General features: G+C 64.4%; 13 protein-coding genes. 6 read left to right on the top strand and 7 right to left on the bottom strand.

From position 1 onward, the window contains the following. Window positions 1-23 precede the first annotated feature (23 nt). The 3 genes from F8R15_RS06430 to F8R15_RS06420 form a co-directional block, all read right to left on the bottom strand. The gene (locus F8R15_RS06430) at window positions 24-464 is read right to left on the bottom strand and encodes a 2-hydroxymuconate tautomerase (RefSeq protein ID WP_368731012.1); all 441 of its coding nucleotides are present in this window, start codon (window positions 462-464) and stop codon (window positions 24-26) included. A gap of 51 nt (window positions 465-515) precedes the next feature. After that, the gene (locus F8R15_RS06425) at window positions 516-1,403 is read right to left on the bottom strand and encodes a LysR family transcriptional regulator (protein WP_078519246.1); all 888 of its coding nucleotides are present in this window, start codon (window positions 1,401-1,403) and stop codon (window positions 516-518) included. A gap of 232 nt (window positions 1,404-1,635) precedes the next feature. Beyond that, window positions 1,636-3,102 (bottom strand): 2-hydroxymuconic semialdehyde dehydrogenase, encoded by a 1,467-nt coding sequence (locus F8R15_RS06420; RefSeq protein ID WP_152844021.1) that lies wholly within the window; start codon window positions 3,100-3,102, stop codon window positions 1,636-1,638. 249 nt (window positions 3,103-3,351) lie between these two features. On the opposite strand from F8R15_RS06420, the gene F8R15_RS06415 reads away from it, so the two are divergent. The 6 genes from F8R15_RS06415 to F8R15_RS06390 all read left to right on the top strand — a co-directional run bounded on the left by F8R15_RS06415 (window position 3,352) and on the right by F8R15_RS06390 (window position 8,956). Then, entirely contained in the window at window positions 3,352-4,152 is an 801-nt protein-coding gene (locus F8R15_RS06415) for a fumarylacetoacetate hydrolase family protein (protein WP_281478234.1), read from the top strand. Next, the gene (gene dmpH, locus F8R15_RS06410) at window positions 4,149-4,955 is read left to right on the top strand and encodes a 2-oxo-3-hexenedioate decarboxylase (RefSeq protein ID WP_152844020.1); all 807 of its coding nucleotides are present in this window, start codon (window positions 4,149-4,151) and stop codon (window positions 4,953-4,955) included. Before F8R15_RS06415 ends, dmpH begins: the two co-directional genes overlap by 4 nt. 22 nt (window positions 4,956-4,977) lie before the next feature. Further along, the gene (locus tag F8R15_RS06405; RefSeq protein WP_152844019.1) at window positions 4,978-5,895 is read left to right on the top strand and encodes an acetaldehyde dehydrogenase (acetylating); all 918 of its coding nucleotides are present in this window, start codon (window positions 4,978-4,980) and stop codon (window positions 5,893-5,895) included. Then, on the top strand, window positions 5,892-6,968 hold the full coding sequence (gene dmpG / locus F8R15_RS06400; RefSeq protein WP_152844018.1) for a 4-hydroxy-2-oxovalerate aldolase: 1,077 nt from the start codon (window positions 5,892-5,894) through the stop codon (window positions 6,966-6,968). Before F8R15_RS06405 ends, dmpG begins: the two co-directional genes overlap by 4 nt. Window positions 6,969-7,083: 115 nt before the next feature. Next, on the top strand, window positions 7,084-7,953 hold the full coding sequence (locus tag F8R15_RS06395) for a transporter (protein ID WP_152844017.1): 870 nt from the start codon (window positions 7,084-7,086) through the stop codon (window positions 7,951-7,953). Window positions 7,954-8,068: 115 nt separating this feature from the next. Further along, window positions 8,069-8,956: a LysR family transcriptional regulator gene (locus tag F8R15_RS06390; RefSeq protein WP_078519240.1), complete on the top strand. Its 888-nt coding sequence runs from the start codon at window positions 8,069-8,071 to the stop codon at window positions 8,954-8,956. 27 nt (window positions 8,957-8,983) lie between these two features. Here F8R15_RS06390 and F8R15_RS06385 read toward each other — a convergent pair whose 3' ends face one another. The 4 genes from F8R15_RS06385 to F8R15_RS06370 all read right to left on the bottom strand — a co-directional run bounded on the left by F8R15_RS06385 (window position 8,984) and on the right by F8R15_RS06370 (window position 12,639). After that, on the bottom strand, window positions 8,984-9,619 hold the full coding sequence (locus F8R15_RS06385; protein WP_152844016.1) for a glutathione S-transferase family protein: 636 nt from the start codon (window positions 9,617-9,619) through the stop codon (window positions 8,984-8,986). A gap of 4 nt (window positions 9,620-9,623) precedes the next feature. Continuing rightward, window positions 9,624-10,805: a muconate/chloromuconate family cycloisomerase gene (locus F8R15_RS06380; protein ID WP_152844015.1), complete on the bottom strand. Its 1,182-nt coding sequence runs from the start codon at window positions 10,803-10,805 to the stop codon at window positions 9,624-9,626. An 88-nt stretch (window positions 10,806-10,893) separates the two neighbouring features. Further along, window positions 10,894-11,763 carry a dioxygenase gene (locus F8R15_RS06375; protein WP_078599178.1) on the bottom strand — a complete coding sequence of 290 codons (870 nt, stop codon included), beginning with the start codon at window positions 11,761-11,763 and terminating at the stop codon, window positions 10,894-10,896. Between the two features lie 129 nt (window positions 11,764-11,892). Then, window positions 11,893-12,639 carry an IclR family transcriptional regulator gene (locus tag F8R15_RS06370; RefSeq protein ID WP_158522059.1) on the bottom strand — a complete coding sequence of 249 codons (747 nt, stop codon included), beginning with the start codon at window positions 12,637-12,639 and terminating at the stop codon, window positions 11,893-11,895. Window positions 12,640-12,779 lie beyond the last annotated feature (140 nt).

The raw sequence follows: 12,779 nt of genomic DNA, 5'->3' as shown, positions 1-12,779 counted from the left end.
AAAGCTCGATAAGGTGAATGCGGTCAGTTTGCGGGGGCCTTCTCGTGGCCGTTGGTCGGGGCTGCGCCGTTCGAGGCAGCGGCGGGTTGCTCGCTCGCTTCGACATATTTCGGCTCGCCCGCGACCGCGTAATGGCCCGAGCGCAGCTCGTTGAGCATGATCCGAACGGCCTGCGGCTTGACGCCCAGCGTGTCGACCGCCGCGCGCGTGACCTCGCGCATCAGCGCTTCTTTCTGCGCCTCGGTGCGGCCTTCCATAAGGTTGATCTGGATTACCGGCATGACTGCTCCTCTGTCTCGGGACGCGCCCTCATTCCCCGCGTGTCGGGGCCTCCTCGGCGTGTCCGTGGATCGAGATTGGGGCAGAAACGGCGATACGATCAAATACCATTTAGTCCGGGTTTCGATACCGAAGGCGCATCGCGCTGAATGTGGGGAAACCCGATATATGGCATGATGCAGCACCCGGACTGCGTCCAGTCTGCAACATGAGGAACGTCTTGCAGGTAGCGGAAACTATTGACTTAAACTGCGTGCGACTTCGAGGAAGTTCGCGACGATCGGGGACGTGTCACCCTCTCGCGAGATGCAGGAGATATCGACCCGCGCGGTCTCGCTCACATCGCTGATAGGCAGGCATTTCACGCCTTCCATGATGACCGAGGTGATCGATTGCGGGACGACCGAGACGCCGAAGCCCGCCGCTACCAGCGCCATCGCGGTAAAGCCGTCGCCCACGACCTGCGCGACATTGGGCGCGAACCCTGCCTCGTGGCAAAGCCCCGTGACCTTCTCGACGAAGCCCTGCGCGCGGCTCGCGGGAAACAGCATCATCGGTTCGCGCGCCAGTTCCGACAGCGCGACGCTCTCGCGATCCGCGAAAGGCCCCGGATCGGGCACGACGATGTAGAGCGGCTCCGAGGCCAGCTCCTCGATCGCCAGCCCCGGCACCGGCGTCAGCATCCGGTTGAAGCCCAGATCGATCGAGCGGTTCTGCAGCCCCTCGATCTGCGCCAGCTTGTCGAGCGCATGCATCACCACTTTCACATCCGGGTAGCGGCGTTTGAATTCGAGGATGATGCGCGGGATGAAGCTGAGGATCGCGGTGCCGAAGATCGCGATGTCGATCCGGCCAAGCCCGCCCTCGGACGCCCGATGCACCCGGTCCGCCGCCTGATCGAGCAGCGCCGCGATGTTGCGCGCCTCATCGAGAAACAGCGCCCCCGCCTGCGTCAGTTCGACACCGCGCGGCGTGCGGTTGAAAAGCTGCGCGCCGAGCTGTTCCTCCAGCGCCTGAATCTGGCGGGTGATCGGCGGCTGAGAGACATGAAGCCGCTCGGCCGCGCGACCGAAATGCAGTTCCTCGGCCACGGCGATGAAATAGCGAAGCTGACGCAGGTTCATGGGTGTCCTCTCCGGCGCTCAGAGTGAGGCACAATCGCGAAGGGGGCAAGCAGGGCGCGCGGCGGCCCGTGGGGTGGCGCATTCTGACATATCAGCGGATGCGCTTTATCCGTGCGGCTTCGCCCATCGCTCGAGCCACGCGCGCGGATGGCAAGGCGCCAGCCCGTGGGGACGGGCCGGCGCGCGCCCTGCGCCTGCGGCGCGCACCGGGCGCGGCTCGCGAGGCTGGCGCTCACAGCTTGATACAGAGGTTCGTCCGCTCGGTGTAGAATTCGAGCGAATGCACCCCGCCTTCGCGTCCGATCCCGGAGGATTTCGAGCCACCGAAGGCCGTTCGCAGGTCGCGCAGGAACCACGAATTCACCCAGACGAGACCCGCCTCCATCTGTCCGCCGACGCGATGGGCGCGGCTGAGATTCTCGGTGAGGAGCGTGGCCGACAGCCCGTAATTCGTGTCATTGGCCATCGCGATCACCTCGTCTTCGCTGTCGAAGGGCTGGATGTGGCAGCAGGGGCCGAAGATTTCTTCGCGCACGAAGGGGCTGTCCTCGGGCAGGCCGGTCCAGATCGTGGGCTCGACGAAGAAACCCCCGTTGCGATAGTCGCCTTCGGGGAAGTCGGGAACGCCGCCGCCGGTGATGATCTGAGCGCCCAGATCGGCGGCCTTTTTGTAATAGCTCAGCACCTTCTCACGATGCTCGGCGGAGATCAGCGGGCCGATGGTCGCGCCGTCGGTATCCGGGCCGCCTTGGATCAGACCTTCCGCCCCCGCTTTCAGACGGCTGACGAATTCCTCGAAGACGGGGCGTTCGACGTAAATCCGCTCAGTGCCCAGACAGACCTGCCCGGTATTGGCGAAACATGAGCGCATCGTGACCTCGATCGCCTTGTCCAAATCCGCATCGGCAAAGACGATGGCGGGGTTCTTGCCGCCGAGTTCAAACGACACATCGCGCAGCCCCACCGCGGCCTGTTTCATGATCGCCTCGCCGGTGCGGGTCTCGCCGGTGAATGTGATGCCGTCGACGCCCGGATGCTGGGTCAGCAACTCGCCCGCGCTTTCCGGCCCGAAGCCGTGGATCACGTTATAGACACCTTTCGGGATGCCCACCTCGTTCATCACCTCGCCCAGCAGGGTCGCGGTGGCGGGGCTTTCCTCGGAGGGCTTCACGACGACGGTGTTGCCGCAGGCCAGCGCCGGGCCGACTTTCCACGTCATCAGCAGGAAGGGCGCGTTCCAGGGCGAGATCACCCCGATCACACCTTTCGGACGGTGCAGTTCGAGATTGGCCGCGCCTGTGCCGTCGGGCGTATCCATGTGGAAATACTCGCCGCCCGTGTTCTTGAGCATCTCCGCGAAGATCCGGAAATTTGCAGCCCCGCGCGGAATCTCGACCTTCTCGGCAAAGCCGCGCGTGTGGCCGGTGTCCTGTACTTCCGCTTCCATGAAATCGGCCTTGCGTGCGTCGATGGCGTCGGCGAGCTTCATCAACAGATCGCAGCGTTGCGCCTTCGGCATCTTGCCCCAGGGGCCCTTCAGCGCCGCCTGAGCCGCCTCAACCGCGTCGTTCACATCCTCGGCCAGCGCCTCATGCACATCGGCGATCTTCTCGCCGGTGGACGGGGAAATCTTGTCGAAGGTCTTGCCCGATTGCGCGGCGCGGTATTCGCCGTCGATGAAGAGCTTATGCGTGGTCATATCGTCCTCCCGTGAGCCACCTCTTGGGCGACAAGCTAGGCAACCCGGCCGATACGCTCCAATGCTTTTGTATCCCGCACGCGATACCGTTTTTGCATGATGCTCCATCGGGTCGCGATGCAAAACCCGTATCAAGCCCGGCCCGTCAAAGTATTGGAGCGTATCGCGCCACCGTCTTAGCCTTGATCCGGAGGCAGCCCGTATCGGTTTCACGAGACCGACGCAGCGGAGGGCCGCGACGGAGGACACATGCTGGACAGCACCAAGATCGAGAGCTTGGGCGATGCGCTGTATGACGCGCTGCGCTCGGGCCGACCGACTCAGAAAATCAGCGCGCTCGAACCCGAGAGCGACATCGAGGACGCCTATCGCATCCAGTTGCGGATGCTGGAGCGGCGTCTGGAGGCGGGCGACGCGGTCGTCGGCAAGAAGATCGGCCTGACGAGCCGCGCCATTCAGGACGCGCTTGGCGTCTACCAGCCCGATTTCGGGCAGGTGACGAAGCGGATGCTGTTCGAGGATGGCGCGACGATCGACCTGTCGAAACTGATGCAGCCGCGCCTCGAAGGCGAGCTGGCCTTCCGCCTGAAGGAAGACCTGATCGGGCCGGGCGTGACGGTGACGGATGTGATCCGCGCCACAGACTACGTGACGCCCTGTTTCGAGATCGTAGATACCCGGTATCAAGATTGGCAGATCAAGATTCAGGACACCGTGGCGGACAATGCGTCCTGCGGCGTGTTCGTGCTGGGCGAGGCCAAGGCCGATCCGCGCGATCTGGACCTGAGCCTTGCGGGCATGGTGATCGAGAAGAACGGCGAAGTCGTCGCCACCGGGGCAGGGGCTGCGGTGCAGGGCTCGCCGGTGATGGCGGTCGCGTGGCTGGCTAACACTCTGGGCCGTCTGGGGATCCCGCTGAAGGCCGGGGAGATCATCCTGTCGGGCGCGCAGGCGCCGCTGCTGGCCGTCACGGATGGCGATCATTTCACTTGCGAGATCGCGGGCATCGGCTCGTGCGAGATGCGTTTTGCCGGGAGGGCGATGGTATGAGCCTCGATCAACCGAAAACCGTCGATGAGGAAGCGATCATCCGCATGGCCGAGCGCGTCGAGACCGCGCAGCGCTACGCGACCCCGATCCGTAAGCTGACCGAGGATTATCCCGATCTGACCATCGCCGACGCTTACCGCGTCCAGACCGCGCTGCGCCGCAATCTGGAGAAGAAAGGCGAGCGGGTGATCGGCTGGAAAGCGGGCCTGACCTCGAAGCCGAAAATGGCGCAGATGGGGGGCTCGACCCCCGGCGTGGGCTTTCTGACCGATGCGATGGAGCGTCCGGCGAACTCGAAGATCACGGTCAGCGACATGATCCACCCGCGCGTCGAGGCAGAGATCGCCTTTGTGACCAACAAGGAGCTGTCGGGCAAGGTCACGCGCGACGACGTGCTGGCCGCCACCGATTACGTCCAGCCTGCGCTGGAGGTGATCGACAGTCGCTTCACCGGGTTCAAGTTCGATCTGGAATCGGTGCTGGCCGACAATTCCAGCTCGGCGCGCTATGTGCCGGGCGGGCGGATGATCCGCCCCGATGCGCTCGATCTGCGGACGGTGGGCGTCGTGTTGGAGCATAACGGCGAGATCGCCCAGATCGGCGCGGGCGCCGAGGTGCTGGGCCATCCCGCCGAGGCGATCGCGATGCTGGTCGGCGTTCTCGATGACATGGGCGAGGTTCTGCCTGCGGGCAGCTTCGTGATGGCTGGCGCGATCACCGCCGCCGTGGCCGTCAAACCCGGCGATTCCATCACCGCGAGATTTTACGAGATGGGCTCGATCACGGTGAGTTTCACCGAGTGATCCCGAGCCAAGGAGGTTCAAGATGAACAAGATCAAATGTGCCCTGATCGGGTCGGGCAATATCGGCACCGATCTGATGTTCAAGCTGCTGCGCTCGGACGTGCTGGAGCCGGTCTGGATGGTCGGCATCGACCCCAATTCCGATGGCCTCAAGCGCGCCAGGGACAAGGGGCTGAAGGTCACCCATGAGGGCGTCGACGGGCTGCTGCCCCATGTCGAAGAAGACGGTATCCAGATCGCTTTCGACGCGACCTCGGCCTATGTCCATGCCGAGAACTCGCGCAAGCTCAACGAGCTGGGCGTGTTCATGGTGGACCTGACGCCCGCCGCGATCGGCCCCTTGTGTGTGCCGCCAGAGAACCTTGGGGATCTGGCGAAAGCGACGCCGATGAACGTCAACATGATCTCCTGCGCGGGTCAGGCGACTATCCCCATCGTCTCGGCCGTGGGCGCGGTGCAGACGGTCGAATATGCCGAGATCATCGCCTCGCTCAGCTCGAAATCCATCGGGCCGGGCACGCGGGCGAACCTCGATGAATTCACCTTCACCACCTCGAACGCGATCGAGAAGGTGGGCGGGGCGAAGAAGGGCAAGGCGCTTGCGATCATCAATCCCGCCGATCCGCCGATGATCATGCGCAACACGATTTATTGCGAGGTCGAGGGCGAGCCCGACGAGGCCGCGATCACCAGATCGGTCAAGGAGATGATCGCGCAGGTGCAGAAATACGTCCCCGGCTACAAGCTGGTGAACGGCCCCGATTTCGACGGTAACCGCGTCGCGGTCTTCATGGAGGTCGCAGGGCTTGGCGACTACCTGCCGACCTATGCGGGCAATCTCGACATCATGACGGCGGCGGCGGCACGCACCGCCGAGATGTTCGCCGAGCGGATCCTCGACGGGTCGATGGAACTCAAGAAACTGGAGCCGGCACAATGACCTCAGAGAGCGTAATCCAACAGAAAGTGAAATCTGGCCTAGAGGGCCGCAAGGTCAAGCTGCACGACATGTCTCTGCGCGACGGCATGCATGCCAAGCGCGAGCAGATCCCGGTCGAGATGATGGTCAAGATCGCCAAGGGTCTCGACGCGGCGGGCGTGCCTTATATGCAGGTCACCCATGGCGCGGGTCTGGGCGGCAACTCGATTCAGCATGGCCGCGCGTTGGCGTCGAACGCGGAATATATCTCGGCGGTGGCCGAGGTGGTGAAGCAGGCCACGATCTCGGTCCTGCTGATCCCCGGTCTCGGCACGATGAAAGAGCTGGAAGAGGCCTATCAGTGCGGCGCGCGCTCGGTCCATGTCGCGACCCATTGCACCGAGGCCGACACCTCGCCGCAGCATATCGCCTTCGCGCGCAAGCTCGGGATGGATGCCTCGGGCTTCCTGATGATGTCGCATCTGAACTCGGCCGAGGGGCTGACGGAACAGGCGCTCCTGATGGAGAGCTATGGCGCCAACACGGTCTATGTCACCGACTCGGCGGGCGCGATGCTGACCCATGAGGTCACCCATGCGATCTCGATGATGCGCGATGCGCTGAAACCCGAGACCGAGATCGGCTTCCACGGTCACCACAATCTCGGCCTCGGTATCGCGAATTCGATCGCCGCGATCGGCGCGGGCGCGACCCGGATCGACGCCTCGCTGGCGGGGCTGGGCGCGGGCGCGGGCAATGCGCCGATCGAGGTGCTGGCCGCCGTCTGTGACCGGATGGAGATCGAGACCGGCTCGGACACCTTCGCGCTGATGGATCTAGCCGAGGATGTCGTGGTTCCGTTCATGGATCACGTCGTGCGCGCCGACCGCGAGGCGCTGACGCTGGGCTTTGCCGGGGTCTATTCGACCTTCCTGCTGCCCGCGAAACGCGCAGGCGAACGCTTCGGCATCCCGGCGCGCGACATCCTGGTGGAACTGGGCCGCAAGAAGATGATCGGCGGTCAGGAAGACATGATCCAGGACACGGCGATGACCATGGCGCGCGAACGCGGTCTACTGAAGGAGAGCGCCTAAGAAATCCTTTCCGCGCGTCGGTCCCAACGGCGCGCGGAAAGCCGGACCGGGCAGGGGAAGAGGAGCCCTGACGCCCGGAGCGACCGGACCAAAGAAACGCGAAGGGAGGAAATCCATGAAACTGAAACGCGCCGCGCTCGCTTTGAGCGCGCTGATGTCGCTTGCCGCACTGCCGGCCCATGCGATCGACGTGGCCCCGGGGGATTACAACATCCTGCCGTCCGGCACGAATATCGGGCTGCTCTATCTGCAGCACCAGAGCGCTGATACGTTCGAGCTCGGCGGGACGAAGGTGCCCGACAGCAAGGCCAAGGTGAACGTGATGGTCCTGCGCGGGCTGCATTATTCCGAAGCCTTCGGGATGCCTGCGCTCTATCAGGCGGTGCTGCCGATCGTGAATTTCGACACCGCGCGCATCGGCGGTGGGGACATGCCGACCAAATCGGGCGTGGGCGATCTGACGCTGGGCTTTTCGGTCTGGCCGGTACAGCCGTCGAACCCAGAGACCGGGACCACGCTGGGCGTGACCGCCTTCGTGACCGCGCCCACGGGCCAGTATGACGCGGCGAAGGTCAGCGCGGGCTCTGGGACGTGGACGCTGACGCCGCAGATCGGGTTCATTCAGGGGCTCGGGCAGGGGCTCTATTTCGACGCGATGGCCGATGTGGCGGTCACGATGGACCACACGGAGAGCGGCCAGAAGATCGAGCGCAGCCCCGCCACGCAGGTTCAGGCCTATCTGCGCAAGCAATTCGGCCAGAAGACCTCCGTGTCCTTCGGCCTGTCCTCGCAGCGTGGCGGCAAGATCAAGGTGGGCGGCGCCGATACCGGCCAGCGCACCGAGCGCGATCAGGTCCGCCTTTATGCCAATACCTTCGTCACCCCGACCGTCCAGGTGCAGGGGATGCTGGCGAAGGACGTGAACAGCGATGGCGGGTTCCGCAACGACGTGGTCGCGGAGCTGCGCTTCCTGAAGGTCTTCTGATCCTCCCCGGCCGGGCGCGAGCCCTCATTCGTGCCCGGCATTATCCAATACCTTTTGCGATAGTGAGGAGGGTTCCGTTATGACCTATATGGTATCAACGGGAGGAGGCGTGGGAATGGACTTCAAGCGGCTCAAATATTTCCTCGCGGTGGCCGAGGAATTGCATTTCGGACGCGCGGCGAACCGGCTCGATATCGCGCAGCCGCCGCTGTCGCGCCAGATCGCGGCGCTGGAGGCCGAGCTGGAGGTGCAGCTCTTCGATCGCTCGCGCAGCCAGATCCGGCTGACCCAGGCGGGCGAGGTGCTGCAGGATCACGCGCGGCAATTGCTCGAACGGCTGGATGCGGCCTATCGCGAGACGAAGATGGTGGGCTCGGGCGCGGGCGGGCGGCTGCGGATCGCCTTTGTCGGATCGGCCTCGCATGGGGTGCTGCCGACGCTGATCAAATCCTATCGATCCTTCTATCCGGAGGTCGAACTGCAGCTCTCGGCGATGAACAATGCCGAACTGCACACCGCGCTGGTCAGCCGCGAGATCGACATCGCGGTGGCGCGCCCGATCCTCGATGACGAGGAATTCCGCCGCGAGCCGCTCTGCACCGAGCCGTTGATCCTCGCGCTGCCCGACAATTCCGACCTCGGCACCCGCGCCGAGATCCATTTCGCCGATCTCGCCGATAAGACCTTCGTGCTCTATCCGCGCAAGCCCCGGCCCAGCTATGCCGATGTCGTGCTGGATATCTGTGCCCGGGAAGGGTTCAAGCCGAAGGCAGTTGATCTGGCGCAGGATTTCCAGTCCGCGATCAGCCTCGTGTCGGTGGGCGTGGGGATCGCGGTGGTTCCGCAATCGGTGTCGCGCACGCAGCGCCCCGGCGTGATCTTCCGGCCCTATAAGGGCTATAATCCGGGGACCGGCCTGACCGTGCATGCGCGGCTCGACAATCGCGCGCCGCAGGTGATGCACTTCCTTGAGGTTACACGGAAATTCGCACGCAAACAGTAGGTTGCGGCGCGAAGCTCAAGTGATACGTTAAGTCGGGCGCGGGTCGTCGCGGAAGGTCGTGGCCTGCACGGAGGGGCGTTCGGCAAAGCGTGCGTGCCATTCCGCCAGTGCCGGACGGCCCTCGCGCCAGCCCTCACCGTCGAAGCGGAAATCGAGGTAGCACAGCGCGACCCCGATGCTCAGATGACCGATATCGAAGGGCCGCTCGGTCAGGCGCGCGGCATGACCTTCCAGCCAATCCGCAACCCGGTTCATCTTGGTGCGGTAGACGGCGAGCATCTGCTCGGACCGCTGTTCCTCGGGCCGCATCTTCAGCTCGACAAGCCACGGCAGCGCGACATCCAGAAGCCCCGTTCCCAGCGCCTCGTCGCGCTCGGCCTCGAGCCGCGCGGCGGGGTCGGCGGGGAAAAGCTGCGGGCCGTCCGCGCTTTCCAGATCGGCCCATTCGCAGACCACATGGCTGTCGAACAGCAAGCGGCCGTCCTCCAGCTCCAGCGTCGGGATTTTCGACAACGGGTTGATCGCCATCAGCCCCTCATGCGGGATCATCGGATCGGCATGGGTGCGCACGGTCTCGACCGAACCGGCCAGACCTTTCTCATGCAGCGCGACCATCGCTTTGCGGACGTAGGGCGAGCGCGGGGACCAGTGCAGGATCGGCATCGGCTCAGCCCTTCCGCGCGGCGGAGGCCAGCACGTCCTCGTTCACCGTGATCCCGAGGCCGGGGCCGGTCGGGCAATGGACGTGGAAATCGGCAAAGCGGATTTCGCCGCCGGTGAGGTCCGTTTTCAGGATCTTCGGGCCGAAATGCTCGCAGCCCCATTCGAGCCGGGGCAGGGTCGAGAACACCGCCAGATGCGCCGCAGCGCCGATGCCGCTCTCGATCAGGCAGCCGCCATACAGCTCCATCCCGCAAGCCTGCGCGATGCCGGCGGCGCGCTTGATCTCGTTCAGACCGCCCGATTTCACCAGTTTCAGCGAATAGACCGAGCCTGCCGCAGCGATGCCGTTGGCGATAATATCGGGGCCGGTGAAAGCGGCCTCGTCGACCATGATCGGGATCGCGGCGCGGGCGGCGACGCGCGCGGTGGCCGCAATCAGACCGGGACGCAGCGGCTGTTCGATCAGCGACACGCCCATCTCGGCCAGTTGCGGCAGGTAGCGGATCGCGACTGCCTCGGTCCAGCCCTGATTGACGTCGACGATGATCTCGGTGGCTTTGCCCTCCAGCGCCGAGACGATCTTGCGCAGGCGGATCATGTCCTGATCGGGCGTGTTGAAGCCCAGCTTGATCTTGAAGCGGCGATGCTCGCGCGCGTCGAATTTGTGGTTGGCTTCCTCGATCTCCTGGTCGGCATCGCCCGAGGCCAGCGCCCAGATCACCTCGATCTTGTCGCGTACCGCGCCCCCCATCAGGACCGCGACCGGCAGATCGAGCGAGTGCCCGGCGGCGTCGTAAAGCGCGGCATCCACCGCGGCGCGCGCGGCGTTGTTGCGGCTTGCGGCCTTGGCCATCTTGGCGGCATTCAGCTCGAACTCGAGCGCATTCGCGCCCGCCAGCGCAGGCGCGAGATAGGTGTCGATATTGGCCTTCATCGCCTCGACGCTCTCCTCGGCCCAGCGGGGCCCGCCCAGCGTCGACGCCTCGCCCCAGCCGACCGATCCGTCGGCCAGCTCGGCGCGCACGATCACATAGGACTGGAAGTTGATTTCCGTGTTGGACAGCTTGTGACGCCGGGTCGTCGGGCAATCGACGATCATCGTCTCGATCTTCGCGATCTGGCGACCCGCATGGGCGTCCGCGCCCTGAAAATGATCTGCGAGTTTCGCAACGCCGGGCGTAGTCATCGGCTCTGTCCTTCGAAATATGTCATTGGTCTTCAAGGTAAATCCGGCGCCGCGCTTGCGGCGCCGGGAACTCTTTACGCCACTCGGATCATTCCGCGGCCATCGCCTGAGCCTGATTGCCCAGCGTGAAGTCGAAGCGCAGAACCAGATCGGTGTCCGAACCTTCGGGCGCCTTCTCGAACTTGCCGATCAGGTCCTCTTTCACGGCGAAGACCGAGTCGCTGTCGAGATAGTCGCTATCGGCGTCGTAGATCTGCGAGATCAGCGGGCGGTAGCCCTCGCGCGTGACCATCATGTGGATATGGCCCGGGCGCATGCAGTGGTGGCCCATGTAGCGGATCAGCTCGCCCGCGGTCTCGTCGCCGGGGATCGGGTAGGGCACGGGGCGGATCGCGACGAAGGCGTAATGCCCGTTCTCGTCGCTCTCGAAGCGGCCGCGCAGATTGTATTCGGGCTGATCGGGGTCGTGGTTCTCGTAAAGACCGTTCGGCGCGTCTTCCCACACGTCGATGATCGCGCCGGGGATCGGGTTGCCCTTGTTGTCGCGGATATGGCCCTCGACATAGACGGTTTCCTGACCCTCGAAGTTCTTCTGAATGGTCGAGGCGCCTTTCGGCATCACCGGGGCGTTCTCGCGGAAGAACGGCCCGAGCACGGTCGAGACGGTCTCGTCGCCCGAGATCGGGTTCGAGAGCATGTCGACGAGAACTTCGACGCCGAGAATGTCGCCCAGAAGGATGAATTCCTGACGCTTGTCCGAGCACAGCGCACCGGCGCGGCCGAGATAGTCGCAGGCATAGAGAAATTCGTCATGGGTCAGGTTCACGTCTTTGCAGAACCCGTGCAGATGCTTGATCAGGCTTTCCATGATCTCGCGCTGGCGCGGCTCGAGCGTGGCGTGCTGGCCCAGCGAGTCGATGACCACATCGGTCACATTATCCACGGTTACGTTGCGCATAAGTCTCCTCCTCGGATGCGGTGGGCGGCCCTCCTCCGGGCAGCACCTTCAATTCGATAAGGAGAGATTTGCATGGCGCACGCGGCTTGGGCCAGACGGGTGCGCGGTATCCTGTAATACCTCAAAGGTTCAGTTTGGGCGAAGTTCATACCCTAGGCGTTCGGAAATCGTCCGTGCGGCGCCCAGGGCGATATTGCGAAAGGCGCGCGGCTGGACCTCGTGGCGCGAGCGGGGGACCGAGATGACCAGCACCGCGACGGGCTGGGCGATGTGGTCGCGGATCAGCGCCGAGACGCAGATCACATCCGCTTCGTCCTTCGGCGCGCCCGCGTTGAACCCGTCGCGTGCGAGCGCGTCCAGCTCCGCGCGCAAGCGTGCGCGATCCTCCAGCCGCGAGCCGGGCCGCGTGTGCCGGTCGAGATATTCATCAAGCTGTGCCGGGGAGAACTGCGCGAGATGCAGCATCCCCGGCGGGCTGTCATGCAGCGCGATCCACGACCCCAGCGCCTCGCGCGAGACCCGCAGCGCCTGCGTGCCTTCCAGCGCGTCGAGCACCAGAAGCCGCCCGTGATCGTGCAAGGTCAGGTGCAGCGTCTCGCCATAGTCGCGCCAGAGCGCCGCCAAAACGGGCCGCGCGGCCTCGGTCAGAGCGGAACTATCCTCCAGCGCGCGGTTCAGCGTCGCGACCAGCGGACCCAGCCGATAGCGCCCGCGCTCGACCTTTCGCAGCAATCCAATTCGCGCCAGACCGTTCACGAGGTCATGCGTGCCGCTCACGGAATTGCCGATCGCGCGCGACAGGTCCGTGACCGAATGCTCCGGCTGAGCGGCGGTGAACTGGCGCAAAAGCTCCCCGACCTTGCGTAATGTCTTCATCTGGACCCTCCCGCGGTGATTTCGGGTCTCAGAATTCCGATATTGCCGGAAAAAGTCGCGGTATTTGTCGATACCTTTCGGTATCAGCCCGGCTCCGGCACCGTGAAGGGGACAGGTCGGACATGTCTTTCGTTCATCCG

The organism is Thioclava sp. JE_KL1 (assembly GCF_009296265.1).
Taxonomy (GTDB): domain Bacteria; phylum Pseudomonadota; class Alphaproteobacteria; order Rhodobacterales; family Rhodobacteraceae; genus Thioclava.
Note: the sequence above shows the minus strand (reverse complement) of the source record. Positions and strands in the feature narration are given on the sequence as shown.